This is a genomic window from Streptomyces sp. NPDC055815, assembly GCF_053616475.1.
Genome location: NZ_JBSHDU010000023.1, coordinates 67,558 through 84,225 on the forward strand (window position 1 = coordinate 67,558; position 16,668 = coordinate 84,225).

Annotated in this window: 15 protein-coding genes; all 15 read left to right on the top strand. The window is 70.7% G+C overall.

The features are described 5' to 3' along the window. The first annotated feature begins 112 nt into the window (after positions 1-112). The 15 genes from ACWGN5_RS17120 (at position 113) to ACWGN5_RS17190 (ending at position 16,636) form a co-directional block, all read left to right on the top strand. The gene (locus ACWGN5_RS17120; protein WP_453515715.1) at positions 113-1,549 is read left to right on the top strand and encodes an MFS transporter; all 1,437 of its coding nucleotides are present in this window, start codon (positions 113-115) and stop codon (positions 1,547-1,549) included. 80 nt (positions 1,550-1,629) lie between these two features. Continuing rightward, positions 1,630-2,808: a trans-sulfuration enzyme family protein gene (locus tag ACWGN5_RS17125; protein WP_453515717.1), complete on the top strand. Its 1,179-nt coding sequence runs from the start codon at positions 1,630-1,632 to the stop codon at positions 2,806-2,808. Between the two features lie 105 nt (positions 2,809-2,913). After that, on the top strand, positions 2,914-3,453 hold the full coding sequence (locus ACWGN5_RS17130) for a MaoC family dehydratase (protein WP_453515720.1): 540 nt from the start codon (positions 2,914-2,916) through the stop codon (positions 3,451-3,453). A 73-nt stretch (positions 3,454-3,526) separates the two neighbouring features. Further along, positions 3,527-4,369, top strand: coding sequence for a class I SAM-dependent methyltransferase (locus ACWGN5_RS17135; protein WP_453515723.1), 843 nt, complete (start codon positions 3,527-3,529; stop codon positions 4,367-4,369). Continuing rightward, a complete protein-coding gene (locus ACWGN5_RS17140) occupies positions 4,366-5,409 on the top strand; it encodes a class I SAM-dependent methyltransferase (RefSeq protein ID WP_453515725.1) in 1,044 nt (347 codons plus the stop codon). The genes ACWGN5_RS17135 and ACWGN5_RS17140 overlap by 4 nt, the downstream gene beginning before the upstream one ends. A 24-nt stretch (positions 5,410-5,433) precedes the next feature. Beyond that, a complete protein-coding gene (locus ACWGN5_RS17145; RefSeq protein WP_453515726.1) occupies positions 5,434-6,324 on the top strand; it encodes a diiron oxygenase in 891 nt (296 codons plus the stop codon). A gap of 31 nt (positions 6,325-6,355) precedes the next feature. Beyond that, positions 6,356-7,228 (top strand): hypothetical protein, encoded by an 873-nt coding sequence (locus ACWGN5_RS17150; RefSeq protein ID WP_453515729.1) that lies wholly within the window; start codon positions 6,356-6,358, stop codon positions 7,226-7,228. Position 7,229: 1 nt separating this feature from the next. Continuing rightward, on the top strand, positions 7,230-7,685 hold the full coding sequence (gene acpS / locus ACWGN5_RS17155) for a holo-ACP synthase (RefSeq protein WP_369145677.1): 456 nt from the start codon (positions 7,230-7,232) through the stop codon (positions 7,683-7,685). Between the two features lie 18 nt (positions 7,686-7,703). Continuing rightward, complete coding sequence (locus ACWGN5_RS17160; RefSeq protein ID WP_369145678.1) at positions 7,704-7,955, top strand: phosphopantetheine-binding protein; 252 nt, start codon at positions 7,704-7,706, stop codon at positions 7,953-7,955. Beyond that, the gene (gene metK, locus ACWGN5_RS17165; RefSeq protein ID WP_453515732.1) at positions 7,952-9,283 is read left to right on the top strand and encodes a methionine adenosyltransferase; all 1,332 of its coding nucleotides are present in this window, start codon (positions 7,952-7,954) and stop codon (positions 9,281-9,283) included. The genes ACWGN5_RS17160 and metK overlap by 4 nt, the downstream gene beginning before the upstream one ends. Before the next feature lie 5 nt (positions 9,284-9,288). Continuing rightward, on the top strand, positions 9,289-10,272 hold the full coding sequence (locus ACWGN5_RS17170) for a carbohydrate kinase family protein (RefSeq protein WP_453515735.1): 984 nt from the start codon (positions 9,289-9,291) through the stop codon (positions 10,270-10,272). Further along, positions 10,269-13,727, top strand: coding sequence for a methionine synthase (gene metH, locus ACWGN5_RS17175; protein ID WP_453515738.1), 3,459 nt, complete (start codon positions 10,269-10,271; stop codon positions 13,725-13,727). Before ACWGN5_RS17170 ends, metH begins: the two co-directional genes overlap by 4 nt. Continuing rightward, positions 13,724-14,587: a methylenetetrahydrofolate reductase [NAD(P)H] gene (gene metF, locus ACWGN5_RS17180; RefSeq protein ID WP_453515740.1), complete on the top strand. Its 864-nt coding sequence runs from the start codon at positions 13,724-13,726 to the stop codon at positions 14,585-14,587. The genes metH and metF overlap by 4 nt, the downstream gene beginning before the upstream one ends. Further along, complete coding sequence (gene ahcY / locus ACWGN5_RS17185) at positions 14,580-15,974, top strand: adenosylhomocysteinase (protein WP_453515743.1); 1,395 nt, start codon at positions 14,580-14,582, stop codon at positions 15,972-15,974. The genes metF and ahcY overlap by 8 nt, the downstream gene beginning before the upstream one ends. Further along, positions 15,974-16,636, top strand: a complete 663-nt coding sequence (locus ACWGN5_RS17190) for a maleylpyruvate isomerase family mycothiol-dependent enzyme (protein WP_453515745.1) — start codon at positions 15,974-15,976, stop codon at positions 16,634-16,636. Before ahcY ends, ACWGN5_RS17190 begins: the two co-directional genes overlap by 1 nt. Positions 16,637-16,668: the final 32 nt, after the last annotated feature.

A 16,668-nucleotide genomic window follows, 5' to 3' on the forward strand; every position in this document is an offset into this window, starting at 1 on the left:
AGTGCTTCCCACGCGCCCTCATCTCAGTCTTACATACCCCCCATGGGTATGCTACGGTGCTCCGCACAGGTACCCCCTAGGGGTATGCAGCAGCGAGTGAAGGGTCAGGGCAATGTCAACCGTCAATCCCCGGCGCTGGTGGGCACTTGTCGTGCTCGCCGCCGCTCAGTTCATGGTCATCATGGACACCTCGATCATTGGGGTCGCGCTCCCCGAGATGCAGAAGGACCTGGGCTTCTCGCAGAGCGAGCTCCAGTGGATCTTCAACGCCTACGTGATCGTCTTCGGCGGCCTGCTGCTCCTCGGCGGACGCCTCTCCGACCTCGTCGGGGCCCGCAAGATCTTCGTCTCCGGCTGGGCGGTCATGATCGCCGGTTCGGTCGTGGCCGCGGCCGCGCAGTCCGCCTGGGTCGAGATCGTCGGCCGCGCCGTCCAGGGCGTCGGCGGCGCGCTCATCGCGCCCTCCGCCATGACCCTGCTCATGATGCTCTTCATGCACGACCCGAAGGAGCTCGGCAAGGCGATGGCGCTCTACGGCGCCGCGGCCCCCGCCGGCGGCACCGCGGGCGTGTTCCTCGGTGGTGTCTTCACCGAGTGGGTGAGCTGGCAGTGGGTCTTCATCATCTACATCCCGATCGGCCTCGCGACCCTCGCCGCGACCAAGCTCCTCCCGAACGTCGAGTCCCGCCGCGGCTCCGTCGACATCCTCGGCGCCGTCGCCGTCACCGCCGGTCTCGCGCTCGCCGTCTTCGCCGTCGTCCGGGCCCCCGAGGTCGGCTGGGGCGCCACCGCCACCGTCCTGGAGCTCGTCGGCGCGGCCGTCCTCCTGATCCTCTTCCTCGTCATCCAGACGAGCATCCGCGAGCCCCTCATGCCGCTCTCCGTCTGGCGGGTCCCGCGCCTCGGCTCGGCCAACCTGGCGATGACGCTGCTCGGCGCCGCCTGGATCCCGATGTGGTACTTCCTCAACCTGTACCTCCAGCAGGTCCTCGGCTACGGCGCCTTCGAGTCCGGTGCCGCGCTGCTCCCGATGACCGTGCTCCTCATGATCTTCATGACGGCCATCACGGCCCGGCTGATGATGAAGGTCGGCGCCAAGCCGCTCATCGCCGGCGGTCTGCTGGTCCTCGCGGCCGGTCTGGTCTGGCTCGCGGCCGTCGAGCCCACCGGCACCTTCCTCGTCGACGTCCTGCCGGCCTCGCTGGTCGCCGCGCTCGGCATGTCCCTCGCCTACATCCCCACGATGATGAGCGCGATGGCCAACGCCCCGCAGGAGCAGGCCGGTCTCGCCTCCGGCATCGTCAACACCACCTACAACGTCGGCTCCGCGCTCGGCCTCGCCGCGCTCACCGCCGTCGCCATGTCCCAGGGCGCCGACCAGCTCGGCAACCTCCCGAAGCTGACCGACGGCTTCTCGTCCGCCTTCGTCGGCGCCGCGATCATCGCCGCCGTCGGCGGTGTCATCACCCTGCTCGTCATGAAGGGCGACAAGGCGGTCGCGGCCGAGGCCGCCGCCCCCGCCCCGCAGGGCGAGAAGGTCTCCGTCTGAACCGAGAGCAGCAGGGGTCGCCCGATGTCCGCCCCCGGACGTCGGGCGGCCCCTTTTCCGTCCTCAGGAAGGGATTCCCCGTGGAGCTGAACACCCGTGCCGTGCACGTCTCCAACGAGCCATTCACCTCAGGTAGTTGGCCGCTCTCCGTGCCCCTCGTGCAGTCCTCCGCCTTCGCCTTCGACTCCGCCGCCGAGCTCGCCGACGCCATGGCCGACCCCGACGGGCGGTACGTCTACAGCCGCCGCGGCAATCCGACCGTGCGCGCCCTGGAGCAGACCCTCGCCGGCCTGGAGGGCGGCGCGGGCGCCATCGCCTTCGCCTCGGGCATGGGCGCCGTCAGCGGCGTCCTCCTCGCGCTGGTCAAGCCCGGCGACCGGGTCGTCGCCCAGCGCTGCCTGTACGGCGGGACGCACGCCGTCCTGTCCGACCTGGCCGAGCGGTACGGGATCGAGGTCGTACGGATATCCGGCGACGACCCGGCCGAGTTCGAGGCCGCCGCCGTGCACCCCGCCACCCGGCTCCTCGTCCTGGAGACGATCGCCAACCCCACCGGCCAGGTGCCGGACCTGCCCGGCCTGCTCGCCGCCGCCCGCGCCCACGGGGTCACCAGCGTCGTCGACAACTCGCTCGCCTCGCCCGTCCTGTGCCGCCCCCTGGAGCTCGGCGCCGACATCGTCGTGCACTCCACCACCAAGTACCTCTCCGGGCACTCCGACGTCCTCGGCGGCGCCGCCGTCTTCGCCGACGACGCACTGCGCCGCCGGGTGTGGCCCCGCACGGTCGAACTCGGGGCCTGCGCCGACCCGTTCGCCGCCTGGCTCACCCTGCGCGGGATCCCCACGCTGCCCCTGCGGATGCGCGAGCACTGCGCCAACGCCGCCGCGCTCGCCGAGCTGCTCGCGGCCCGCGCCGGCGTCACGGCCGTCCACTACCCCTGGCGCCCGGACCACCCCTCGTACGACACCGCCCGGAAGGTCCTCTCGGGCGGCGGCGGGATGCTCTCCTTCGAGCTCGCCGGGGGCCGGGAGGCGGGCCGGGCCTTCATCGAGCGCGTCCGTCTGGCGAAGCTCGCGCTCTCGCTCGGCGGCGTGGAGACCCTCGTCGCGCATCCCGCGTCCACCTCCCATCGCGAGCTGGACGAGGACGAGTTGGCGGCTGCGGGGATAGCGGGCGGGCTGGTGCGGATGTCGGTGGGGATCGAGGACGCCGAGGACCTGTGGACCGACCTGGAGCAAGCACTGCAGCAACCATCGTGATGAAGGGCCCTTCGGGCCCTTCTTTTGGGTTGACAAAATAAATGAGTGATTCGTAGATTGGGTGATGCCAGGAAACGTTGACTCCTAGGTCAAGGGGGGCGCGCGATGCGCTACTTCGAGGACTTCCGGCCCGGCGACATCCACGAGCTGGGCACCGTCACCGTCACGGCGGAGGAGGTGCTGGAGTTCGGCAGGCGCTTCGACCCGCAGCCCTTCCACACGGATCCCGAGCTCGCCGAGGACTCCCCGTTCGGTGGTCTGATCGCGAGCGGGTTCCACACCCAGGCGATGTTCATGCGGCGCTACGTCGACGGACTGCTCGCCTACAGCGCCTGTACGGGCTCGCCCGGCATCGACGAGGTCCGCTATCTGCGGCCCGTCCGCCCGGGTGACGTCCTCACCGCGCGCGTCGAGATCCTCGGCTCCACCCCGTCGCCGTTCAACCCCGCCACCGGCACCGTCAAGCCGCGGTGCACGCTCGTGGCCGCCGACGGGACGGCCGTGTTCAGCATGATCCTGCACAGCATCTTCCGCCGGCGCCCCGCCGACTCCGAGGCCGACCATCTGTCGTCGATGCCCGCGGCCGAGGACCCCGTCGCCTGTGGGCGACCGGCCAAGACCTGTGTCCCGGCCATGAGCGCCTGACGAACCGTTCCTTCGTCGGGCCCCTGAACACGGCCGTCCGAATCACCCGACCTCAACCGAAGGGGGACCTCCTGTGGAGGCCGTATCCCGCACCGCCCAGTGGACCGCCGCCGCGCGCGCCCTGGAGACCGAGCGCGAGGACCGGCTGTTCGCCGATCCCTACGCGCGCACCGTCGCCGACGAGACCGGCTTCGAACTGCTCGCGCGCTACGACGGGGGCGGCATCGTGCCGTTCCTCGCCATCCGCACCACCTACCTCGACCGGGCCGTCGTGAAGGCGGTGGAGGAGCGCGGCATCCGCCAGGTCGTCTTCCTCGCCGCCGGCATGGACACCCGCTTCTTCCGGCTGCCCTGGCCCGACGGCGTCACCGTCTACGAGCTCGACCGCCCGGCCCTCCTGGAGACCAAGGCCGAGATGCTCAAGGACGAGCCGCAGCCCGCCGGCCGCACCCGGATCGCCGTGCCCGTCGACCTCACGCAGGACTGGACCGGCCCCCTGAAGGAGGCCGGCTGGAAGAGCGAGGAGTCCGTCCTCTGGGTGGTCGAGGGCCTGCTGTTCTTCCTGCCCGAGCAGGCCGTACGGACCCTGATCTCGACGCTCTCCGCGCACGCGGCGCCCGGCTCCGTGCTGCTCGGCGACGTCATCTCGAAGTCCGCCCTGGAGAACCCGCTGGCCCGCACCTTCATGAGCGCGCTCAAGGAGGACGGCAACCCGTGGCTCTTCGGCACCGAGGAGCCCGAGGCGCTGCTCGCCGACTGCGGCTGGGCCGTGCGCGAGGTCAAGCAGCCCGGTGAGGAGGGCGCCCACTTCGACCGCTGGCCCTACCCGGTACCGGCCCGCTCCGTGCCGCGCGTCCCCCGCTCCTTCCTGTTCACCTGTGACCTGCCGGCGTACGAGGAGGAGAAGGCCGCATGAGCGCCCACGACTTCCACCAGAAGGTCATCACCGACGCCGGCGCGGCCGTCCGCGGTCTGACCGTCGCCCTCGGCGAGCGCCTCGGGCTCTACAGGGCCCTCGCCTCCGAAGGCCCCCTCACCGCCGCCGGGCTCGCCGCCAAGACCGGCACGAACGAGCGCTACATCGAGGAGTGGCTGCACGCCCAGCTCTCCGCCGGGTACGTCGAGCGGCACCCCAGCTCCCTCACGTACACCCTCCCCGCCGACCACGTCGAGGTCCTCGCCGACCCGAAGGCCGTGACGTACGCGGCCGGGTTCTTCACCGCCCTCAAGGCGCTGTACGCCACCGAGGACCTGCTCGTCGAGGCGTACCGCACCGGCGACGGCGTCGGCTGGGCCGAGCACGACGCGGCCCTGGACACCGGCATGGGCTCCTTCTTCCAGCCCACGTACGAGCACAAGCTCGTCCCGGACTGGCTGCCCGCCCTCCACCAGGTCACCGGCAAGCTCGAAGCGGGCGGCACCGTCGCCGACGTCGGCTGCGGCGTCGGCCACACCACCCTCCTCATCGCGAAGGCCTTCCCGAACGCCACCGTCCACGGCTTCGACTACTCCGAGGAGGCCATCTCGATCGCGCGGGAACTCGCCGAGGAGGCCGGCCTCTCCGACCGCGTCGTCTTCGACGTCGCCTCCGCCGACGACTACCCGGGCTCCGGCTACGACCTGGTGTGCTTCTTCAACGCCCTGCACGACATGGGCGACCCGGTCGCCGCCGCCCAGCACGTCCACAAGTCCCTCGACGCGGACGGCACCTGGATGCTCGTCGAGTCCAACGTCTCCCCGCAGGACATCGACACCCAGACCCCCGCCGCCCGCATGTTCATGGCCCTGTCCGCCGTGATGTGCCTGCCCGTCGCTGTCGCGCAGCGCGGCCCGCACGCCCTCGGCAACCACTCCGGCGAGAAGGCCTTCCGCGCCATCGCCGAGGAGGCCGGCTTCACCCGCTGGCGGCGCGCCACGGAGACCCCGGTCAACGCGGTCTACGAAGTCCGGCCGTAAATCCCCCTGCGAAGGAGCGAGAACATGGGCGTTGCCGCCCTGCCCGTCACCGACCGCTTCATGGAAGTCCTGAGCCGCCTCAGCGAGCGCTCGGTCGAGGACTACTACAACCCGTACCAGACCTTCCAGTGGCCCGAGACGCTGGAGGAGAACCGGTTCTGGATGACGCCGGAGCTGCTCACCGTCTACGGCACCGAGCACTACGACACCCTCGGTGAGGAAACGCTTCAGCGCCTGTCGAAGTGGGAGTCCATCAACTTCTACAGCCTCAATGTGCACGGCATCCGCGAACTCCTCATCGAGGTCGTCGGCCGCATCCACATGCCCGGCTTCGAGGTCCCCTCGGACTTCTTCCACCACTTCATCGGCGAGGAGAACGAACACATGTGGTTCTTCTCCGAGTTCTGCCGCCGCTACGGCCACAAGATCTACGGCTCCACCGCCATGCGCGCCGACGCCGCCTGGGAGCCCGAGGTCGAGAACTTCCTCGTCTTCACCCGCATCCTCTTTTTCGAGGAGCTCGTCGACCACTACAACTCCCGGATGGCGAAGGACGACTCCCTCTGCCACACCATCCGCGAGGTCAACCGCATCCACCACCAGGACGAGTCCCGCCACATCGCCTTCGGGCGCGAGCTGGTCTCCCTGCTGTACCAGCGGATGTGCCAGGCCGTGAGCGCCGAGCGGGTCCGCGAGGTCGAGGCGTACCTCAAGCGGTACGTCGTCTACAGCATCAACTCCCTCTACAACCCGCACGTGTACCGCGACGCCGGCATTCCCGACCCGCTGGCCCTGCGCAACTCCCTCGTCGCCGACGAGCGCCGCCGGCCGCACGAGCGCAAGGCGATCCGCAAGCCGCTCGCCTTCTTCCTGAAGACCGGGATCTTCTCCGACGACACCCTGCCCGTCGTCTGAGCGACACCCTCACCCGAGAGGTGCACCGACCATGACCTTGACGACCCCCGAGAAAGGCGTCGGGTCCGCCACGGGCCTGCCCTCGCTCGGCCCGGAGGGGACCCGCCTGCTGCGGCTCCTCGACGACACCTTCGAGGGCTGGGGGGTGGCCGCGGGCGCCCGGCCCATGACCATGCCCCCGCTCCTCCCGGCCGCCGACCTGGCCAGGCTCGACTACTACGACAACTTCCCCCACCAGGCCGTCGTCGCCGCCCCGCTCGACCTGGAGCGCCGCGCGACCACGCCCTTCGACACCACCGCCGGCCGCTTTCCCAGCGACGCGCTCGAACCCGCCGCGCTCGGACTGCCCTCGGCCTCCTGCTACGCCGTCTACCTGACCCACCAGGGCACCCAGGTCGCCGACGACACCCTCGTCACGATCTGCTCCTGGTGCTTCCGCAAGGAGACCCACTACGAGGGCATGCGGCGCCAGCTCGGCTTCCGCATGCGGGAGATCGTCGCCATCGGCGGCCGTGAGCACGCCGAGAACCACCTCGCCGAGTTCACCACCCGCATCCAGTCCTTCGCGAAGGCGCTCGACCTGCCGCTGCGCCGCGAGGCCGCCTGCGACCCCTTCTTCGACAAGGGCAGCTCCAAGGCGGTCCTCCAGCGGCTCACCCCGGTGAAGTACGAGTTCCTGTACGAGGACCTGGCGATCGCCTCGGTCAACACGCACCGGAACTTCTTCGGCGAGCGCTGCGACATCACGCTCGCGTCGACCGGAGGACCGGCCTTCACCAGCTGCGTCGCCTTCGGCCTGGAGCGCTGGCTGTCGGCGCTGACCCGGCGCCACGGCGGCTGGGAGGCCGCCGAGCGGGCCGTCCTCGACGCCGGTGCGAACGGCGCGGCCGGGCCGGTGATCTGACGTGCCGGCCCGTCCCGCCGCCCCGCCGGCGGGCGGCCTGGGGTGGGCGAACCTCGGCATGGACATCGTGTCCGTCAACCGTGTCCGCAGGCTCCTCGCCCAGTACGGGGAGCGGTTCTTCGAGCGGATGCTCACTCCCGGCGAGCTCGCCGACTGCCGTACGTCCTCCGGGCTCGACGTCCTGAGCCTGTGCGGGCGGATCGCGGCGAAGGAAGCGGCGTTCAAGACCTTACGGGTCCGCGGCAGGTTCCTGCCGTGGCCGGACATCGTCGTGCGGCGCTCCGAGGGCGGCTGGCCGCTCGTGGAGCTGCACCGGGCGGCCGCCGAGATGGCCGCGGAGTCCGGCATCACCGAGATCACCGTGTCCATCAGCCACGACGTGGACTACGCGGTGGCCGTGGCCGCCCCGATCATCGCCCCCACCCCTTCCGTATCCAGCACCTCAATCGAGCAGTAGCTAACAAGGAGAGCAACCATGGCCGACGGCCTGCAGACGGTGAAGAACTGGATCCTCGAGCGTCACCCCGAGCGCGACGACATCGCCGCCGACCTCGACCTGATCGAGAACCGGCTCATCGACTCGCTGTCCTTCGTCGAGTTCGTCTTCCTCCTGGAGCAGGAGAGCGGCACCGCCATCCAGATGGAGACCCTGGAGGTCGACTCCATCCGCACCCTCGGCGCCATCGAGCAGCACTTCTTCAAGACCCCGGCGGAGGCCCAGGCATGAGCCGCCGCCTGTTCACCTCGGAGTCCGTGACCGAGGGCCACCCCGACAAGATCGCCGACCGGATCAGCGACACCATCCTCGACGCGCTGCTCGCCGAGGACCCGCACTCCCGGGTCGCAGTGGAGACGCTGATCACCACCGGCCAGGTCCACATCGCCGGCGAGGTCACCACCTCCGCGTACGCGCCGATAGCCCAGCTGGTGCGCGACGCCGTCCTCGACATCGGCTACGACTCCTCCGCGAAGGGCTTCGACGGCGCCTCCTGCGGCGTGTCGGTGTCCATCGGCGCCCAGTCGCCGGACATCGCGCAGGGCGTCGACACCGCCCACGAGGCCCGGGTCGAGGGCGTGGCGGACGAGCTGGCGGCGCAGGGCGCCGGCGACCAGGGCCTGATGTTCGGCTACGCCTGCGACGACACGGCCGAGCTGATGCCGCTGCCGATCGCCCTCGCCCACCGCCTGTCCCGGCGGCTCACCGAGGTCCGCAAGGACGGCACCGTGCCGTACCTGCGCCCGGACGGCAAGACGCAGGTCACCATCGAGTACGACGGGGACCGCCCGGTCCGCCTCGACACGGTCGTCGTCTCCTCGCAGCACGCGGCGGACATCTCCGTGGAGGGCCTGCTCACCCCGGACGTCCGCGAGTACGTCGTCGAGCACGTTCTCAAGCAGCTCGCGGAGGAGGGCGTGAACCTGGAGTCCGACGGCTACCGGCTCCTGGTCAACCCGACCGGGCGCTTCGAGGTCGGCGGCCCGATGGGCGATGCCGGACTCACCGGCCGGAAGATCATCATCGACACGTACGGCGGGATGGCCCGGCACGGCGGCGGCGCCTTCTCCGGCAAGGACCCGTCGAAGGTGGACCGCTCGGCGGCGTACGCGATGCGCTGGGTCGCGAAGAACGTCGTCGCGGCCGGCCTGGCGAAGCGCTGCGAGGTGCAGGTCGCGTACGCCATCGGCAAGGCGGAGCCCGTCGGCCTCTTCGTGGAGACCTTCGGCACCGGCACCCTCCCGGACGAGAGGATCCAGCAGGCCGTGAGCGAGGTCTTCGACCTGCGCCCGGCGGCGATCATCCGCGATCTGGACCTCAAGCGGCCGATCTACGCGGCGACCGCGGCGTACGGCCACTTCGGCCGCGAGCTCCCCGAGTTCACCTGGGAGCGCACGGACCGCGTGGAGTCGTTGAAGAAGGCAGCGCCCGCGCCGGAGGAGCGCGGCGGCGTCGAAAGGGAGAGCGCGCGCAGTGCGCGAGGAACGAGCGACCGAGCACGGTCGACCGTCGACGCCGACTCGAGCGCTCCGGAGGCGCAAGAAGGGGAAGGGGTCTGAGGGAGATGCGTATCGCTGTCACGGGATCCATCGCGACCGACCATCTGATGACCTTCCCCGGCTGGTTCAGCGAGCAGCTGCTCGCCGACCGGCTCGACCGGGTCTCCCTGTCGTTCCTCGCCGACAACCTGGAGGTCAGGCGCGGCGGAGTGGCAGCGAACATCGCCTTCGGACTCGGAGTCCTCGGCCTGCGGCCGGCGCTCGTGGGCGCGGTCGGCGCCGACTTCGAGCCGTACCGGGTCTGGCTGAAGGACCACGGTGTGGACACCGACTCGGTGCGCGTCAGCGAGTCGCTCCACACCGCCCGCTTCGTCTGTACCACCGACCGGGCCCAGAACCAGATCGCCACCTTCTACGCGGGGGCGATGGCCGAGGCGCGGGAGATCGACCTCCGCGAGGTCGTCGCCCGCACCGGCCGTCTGGAGCTGGTCCTGGTCTCCCCGGACGACCCCGAGGCCATGCTCCGGCACAGCCGCACCTGCCGTGACCTGGGGATCCCCTTCGCCGCCGATCCCTCGCAGCAGCTGGCGCGGCTCGACGGGGCCGAGGTGCGGGAGCTGGTGGACGGGGCCCGGTTCCTGTTCACCAACGAGTACGAGACGGCCCTCCTCCTGGAGAAGTCCGGCTGGCCGGAGGCCGAGGTGCTGCGGCGCGTCGGCACCTGGGTCACCACCCACGGCGAGGCGGGCGTACGGATCCGCGGCGAGGGCCGGGACCCGCTGGCCGTGCCGGCCGTCGAGGTCCCCGCGGTCGTCGACCCGACCGGCGTCGGCGACGCCTTCCGGTCCGGGTTCCTCGCCGGATGGCTGTGGGGCGTGCCCGAGCGGTGCGCGGCGCAGCTGGGCTGCGCGGTCGCGGCGACCGTCCTCGACTACGTGGGCACGCAGGAGTACCGGCTGCACCGGGAGTCCCTTCTGGACCGGATCAGGACGACGTACGGGGTGGGCTGCACGGCCACCCTCGTCACCCATCTGAGGGGGCTGACATGAGGCGATCTCTCCGCGAGGAGTTCGCGACGCGGGTCGTCGTCGCCGACGGGGCCATGGGCACCATGCTCCAGGCCGCCGATCCGACGATGGACGACTTCCGGAACCTGGAGGGCTGCAACGAGATCCTCAACCTCACGCGCCCCGACATCGTCGCCTCCGTCCACGACGCCTACTTCTCGGTCGGCGTGGACTGCGTCGAGACCAACACCTTCGGCGCGAACCTGGCCGCGCTCGCCGAGTACGGCATCGAGGACCAGGTGTACGAGCTGTCCGAGGCCGGCGCCCGCATCGCCCGCGCCTCCGCCGACGCCCACACGGCCGCCGACGGCCGCCCCCGCTGGGTCCTCGGCTCCATGGGGCCGGGCACGAAACTGCCGACCCTGGGCCACGTCCCGTACGAGCCCCTCCGCGAGGCCTTCCAGCAGAACGCCGAGGGCCTGATCCGGGGCGGCGCCGACGCCCTGCTCATCGAGACCTCGCAGGACCTGCTCCAGACGAAGGCGGCCGTCATCGGCGCCCGCCGGGCCCTGGACTGGGTCGGCGTGGACCTGCCGGTCATCGTGCAGGTCACGGTGGAGACGACCGGCACGATGCTGCTCGGCTCGGAGATCGGGGCCGCCCTGACGGCCCTGGAGCCGCTCGGCATCGACATGATCGGCCTGAACTGCGCCACGGGCCCGGTGGAGATGGCCGAGCACCTGCGGCACCTCTCCCGGCACGCCCGTATCCCGATCTCGGTCATGCCGAACGCGGGCCTTCCCGTGCTGACGGCCGACGGCGCCCACTACCCGCTGTCGCCGGCCGAACTGGCCGACGCCCAGGAGCAGTTCGTACGGGAGTACGGCCCCGCGCTGGTTGGCGGCTGCTGCGGCACCACCCCCGAGCACCTGCGGGAGATCGTGGAGCGGGTCCGGGGCGCGGCCGTCCTCGACCGGAGTCCCGTACCCGAGCCCGGCGCGTCCTCCCTGTACAGCCATGTGCCGTTCCGGCAGGACACCTCGTACCTGGCGATCGGCGAGCGGACCAACGCCAACGGCTCGAAGAAGTTCCGCGAGGCGATGCTGGAAGGCCGCTGGGACGACTGCGTCGAGATGGCACGCGACCAGATCCGCGAGGGCGCGCACATGCTCGACCTGTGCGTCGACTACGTGGGCCGGGACGGTGCCGCGGACATGGCGGAGCTGGCGGGCCGCTTCGCGACCGCGTCGACGCTGCCGATCGTGCTCGACTCCACCGAGGTGGGGGTGCTGCGGGCCGGCCTGGAGAAGCTCGGCGGCCGAGCCGTCGTCAACTCGGTGAACTACGAGGACGGCGACGGGCCCGCATCGCGGTTCGCGCAGGTCACGGCGCTCGCGAAGGAGCACGGCGCGGCGCTGATGGCGCTGACGATCGACGAGGAGGGCCAGGCGAGGACGGCCGGGCACAAGGTCGCGATCGCCGAGCGGCTCATCGCCGACCTCACCGGGACGTGGGGGATCAGGGAGTCGGACATCCTGATCGACACCCTCACCTTCACCATCTGCACGGGCCAGGAGGAGTCGCGGGGCGACGGCATCGCGACGATCGAGGCGATCCGCGAGCTCAAGCGCCGCCACCCGGACGTCCAGACGACCCTGGGCCTGTCCAACATCTCCTTCGGCCTCAACCCGGCCGCCCGGATCGTTCTGAACTCGGTCTTCCTCGACGAGTGCGTGAAGGCCGGTCTCGACTCGGCGATCGTGCACGCGTCGAAGATCCTGCCGATCGCCCGCCTGGAGCCGGAACAGGTCGAGGTCGCCCTCGACCTCATCCACGACCGGCGCCGGGAGGGCTACGACCCCCTCCAGAGGCTCCTGGAGCTGTTCGAGGGCGCCACGGCGAAGTCCCTGAAGGCGGGGAAGGCGGAGGAGCTCCTCGCGCTGCCGCTCGACGAGCGGCTCAAGCGGCGGATCGTCGACGGCGAGAAGAACGGCCTGGAGGCCGACCTCGACACGGCGCTGGGCGGGCGGCCGGCCCTGGAGATCGTCAACGACGTGCTCCTCGACGGCATGAAGACGGTCGGCGAGCTCTTCGGCTCCGGCCAGATGCAGCTGCCGTTCGTGCTCCAGTCCGCCGAGGTCATGAAGACGGCGGTGGCCTACCTGGAACCGCACATGGAGAAGACGGACGCCGAAGGCAAGGGCACGATCGTCCTGGCCACCGTCCGCGGCGACGTCCACGACATCGGCAAGAACCTCGTCGACATCATCCTCTCCAACAACGGCTACAACGTCGTCAACATCGGCATCAAGCAGCCCGTCTCCGCGATCCTGGAGGCGGCCGAGGAGCACAACGCCGACGTCATCGGCATGTCCGGGCTCCTCGTGAAATCCACGGTGATCATGAAGGAGAACCTGGAGGAGCTGAACGGCCGGGGGCTGGCGTCCCGCTTCCCCGTGATCCTCGGCGGGGCAGCCCTGACCAGGGCATACGTCGAACAGGACCTCCACGAGCTGTACCAGGGCGAGGTCCGCTACGCCCGCGACGCCTTCGAGGGCCTGCGCCTCATGGACGCCCTCATGGGCGTGAAGCGGGGCGTCCCCGGAGCCGTACTCCCCGAACTGAAGCAGCGCAGGGTGCCCAAGCGGCCCGCGGCGCTTCCGGAGGTACGGGAGCCCGAGCCGCCCGGCCGCTCCGACGTCGCCGCCGACAACCCCGTACCCGAGCCCCCCTTCCTCGGGACGAAGGTCGTCACCGGCATCCCGCTCGCCGCGTACGCCCCCTGGCTCGACGAGACCGCCCTCTTCAAGGGCCAGTGGGGACTGAAGGACGCCGACACGATCGAGACCGAGGGCAGGCCGCGCCTCCGCGCACTGCTCGACCGGATCGAACGCGAAGGCCTCGTCGAGGCAGCCGTCGTATACGGCTGGTTCCCCTGTGTGTCCAAGGGCGACGACCTGATCGTCCTGGACGAGGACGGAGGCGAGCGGACCCGCTTCTCCTTCCCCCGCCAGCAGCGGGGCCGCCGCCTCTGCCTGGCCGACTTCCACCGCGCCGAGGACTCCGGCGAGGTCGACGCGGTCGCCCTCCAGGTCGTCACCGTCGGATCGAGGATCGGCGAGGAGACGGCCCGCCTCTTCGCCGCCGACGCCTACCGTGACTACCTCGAACTCCACGGCCTCTCCGTCCAGTTGGCGGAAGCACTCGCCGAGTACTGGCACGCCCGGGTGCGCGAGGAGTGGGGCATCGCCGCAGCCGACCCCGCCGGCATGGACGGCATGTTCCGCACCGAGTACCAGGGCTGCCGCTACTCCCTCGGCTACCCGGCCTGCCCCGACCTGGAGGACCGGGCGAAGATCGCCGCGCTGCTCCGGCCGGAGCGGATCGGGGTCGAGCTGTCGGAGGAGTACCAGCTGCACCCCGAGCAGTCGACGGACGCGATCGTCGTGCACCACCCGGAGGCGAGCTACTTCAACGCGGGAGGACGGCGCCTGTGACCCCCACGTACTCGTTCGAGTTCTTCCCGCCGAAGACCGACAAGGGCGAGCAGACCCTGTGGGACGCGATCCGGCGGGTCGAGGCCCTGAAGCCGGACTTCGTGTCCGTGACGTACGGCGCGGGCGGCTCGTCCCGCGACCGGACGATCGACGTGACGAAGCGGATCGTCACGGAGACCACGCTCCGGCCGGTCGCCCACCTGACGGCCGTCGGCCACTCGGTCGCCGAGCTGCGGGCCATCATCGGCGCGTACGCGGACGCCGGAGTCCGGGACGTGCTCGTCCTGCGCGGCGACCCGCCGGGCGACCCGCGGGGGGAGTGGACACCGCACCCGGACGGCTTCCGCTACGCGTACGAACTCGTCGAACTCGTCCGCTCGCTCGGCGGGTTCAGAATCGGCGTGGCGGCCTTCCCGGAAGGCCATCCGCGATCCCGCGACTCCACGACCGACCTCAGGCACTTCCTCGCCAAGTGCCGGGCGGGCGCCGACTACGCCATCACGCAGATGTTCTTCGACCCCGAGGACTACCTGCGGCTCCGGGACCGGGTCGCCGCCGCCGGCTGCGACACCCCGATCATCCCGGAGATCATGCCGGCCACCGACGTACGCCAGATCCGCCGCTTCGCCGAGCTGAGCGACGCGGCCTTCCCCGAGGACCTGGCGCACCGCCTGGAGGCGGCCAAGGACGACCCGGCGGCCTCGTACCGCATCGGGGTCGAGTACGCGACGGCGATGGGCCTGCGGCTGCTCGACGAGGGCGCGCCGGGCCTGCACCACATCACGCTGAACAAGTCGACGGCGGCCCTGGAAATCCACCGAACCATCCTGAGCGCAAGGAGAGTTGCAGCGCATGTCTGACTTCACCGACTTCAAGGTCGCCGACATCTCACTGGCCGCGTTCGGCCGCAAGGAGATCACCCTCGCCGAGCACGAGATGCCGGGCCTGATGGCGATCCGCCGCGAGTACGCGGAGACGCAGCCGCTGGCGGGAGCCCGGATCACCGGCTCGCTGCACATGACGGTGCAGACGGCCGTCCTCATCGAGACGCTCGTCGCGCTGGGCGCGCAGGTCCGCTGGGTGTCCTGCAACATCTACTCGACCCAGGACCACGCGGCCGCCGCGATCGCCGCCGCCGGGATCCCGGTCTTCGCCTGGAAGGGCGAGACCCTGGAGGAGTACTGGTGGTGCACGGAGCAGGCCCTGACCTGGCCCGGCGCCGACGGACCCAACATGATCCTGGACGACGGCGGCGACGCGACGCTCCTCGTCCACAAGGGTGTGGAGTACCAGAAGACGGGGGAGCTGCCGGAGGCGTCCAACGAGGAGCTGGCGGTCGTACGGACCCTCCTCGCATCCACGGACCTGGACTGGTCGACGATCGCGGCCGGCATCCGGGGCGTGACGGAGGAGACCACGACCGGCGTCCACCGCCTCTACGAGATGCACCGCGAGGGTTCCCTGCTCTTCCCGGCGATCAACGTGAACGACGCCGTGACGAAGTCGAAGTTCGACAACAAGTACGGCTGCCGGCACTCGCTGATCGACGGCATCAACCGGGCGACGGACGTCCTCATCGGCGGCAAGACGGCCGTCGTCTGCGGCTACGGGGACGTCGGCAAGGGCTCGGCGGAGTCCCTCCGCGGCCAGGGGGCGCGGGTCATCGTCACGGAGATCGACCCGATCTGCGCGCTCCAGGCGGCGATGGACGGCTACCAGGTGGCGACCCTGGAGGACGTGGTCGAGACGGCCGACATCTTCATCACGACCACGGGCAACAAGGACATCATCATGGCGTCCGACATCGCCCGCATGAAGCACCAGGCGATCGTCGGGAACATCGGCCACTTCGACAACGAGATCGACATGGCCGGGCTCGCGCAGATCCCCGGGATCGTGAAGGACGAGGTCAAGCCGCAGGTCCACACGTGGACGTTCCCCGACGGCAAGGTCGTCATCGTGCTGTCCGAGGGCCGGCTGCTGAACCTGGGCAACGCGACCGGGCACCCGTCGTTCGTGATGTCGAACTCGTTCGCGGACCAGACGCTCGCGCAGATCGAACTCTTCACGAAGACGGACGTGTACCCCGTCGGCGTCCACACCCTCCCGAAGCACCTGGACGAGAAGGTGGCCCGGCTGCACCTCGACGCCCTGGGCGTCCGCCTGACGACCCTTCGCCCCGAGCAGGCGTCGTACATCGGGGTCCCGGTCGAGGGCCCGTACAAGCCGGACCACTACCGCTACTGATGCGTACCGAACGTGACCCGTGGCTCCCGGACCGGCTCCTCCGTACGGAACGGGACCTGCTGATGCCGCTCCTCCGGCGCACACCGGAAGAGGCGTACGAGCTCCGCACCGCGTGCCCCGGCTGGACCGCCCGGCAGGTCCTCGCCCACTGCGGGGCGGCGCTCGTACGGATCGTCGAGGACCGCCTGGAGGAAGGCGTGTTCCTGCCGGAGGCCAACGCGTGTGACGTGGCGGACCGGGAGGACTGGCCGCTCGACCGGATCCTCGACGAACTGGAACGAGGCCTGACGGAGGCCGGCCCGGTCATCGCGTCCCGCGAGGACGGCCGCCTCGACGCGGTGGCGCTCGGGGAGTGGGTGCACGCCGGAGACGTACGGGAGGCCTTCGGCGAGCCCGGCGCGTATTGCGGCGCGGCGCTGGACCTGGCGCTCCCGTTGCTCTCGGTGACGAGCCGACGCCGCGAGACGCCGCGGCTTGTCGGGGTCCTGGCGGGGCGGGAGGACGAGCCGGTGGCCCTCGGCAACGAGATCGAGGGGCGGCCGGCGGCGCGCTTCCACGGCGACGCCGCGACGTTGATCCGGATCTACTCGGGTCGCCCCCTTGTCCGCACCCGCTACGAACTGACAGGCGCCACAGAACACGAACTCCTCATCTACCGCTGATCCGCCCGCCGCGTGCGGGCTCGCACCCCGCG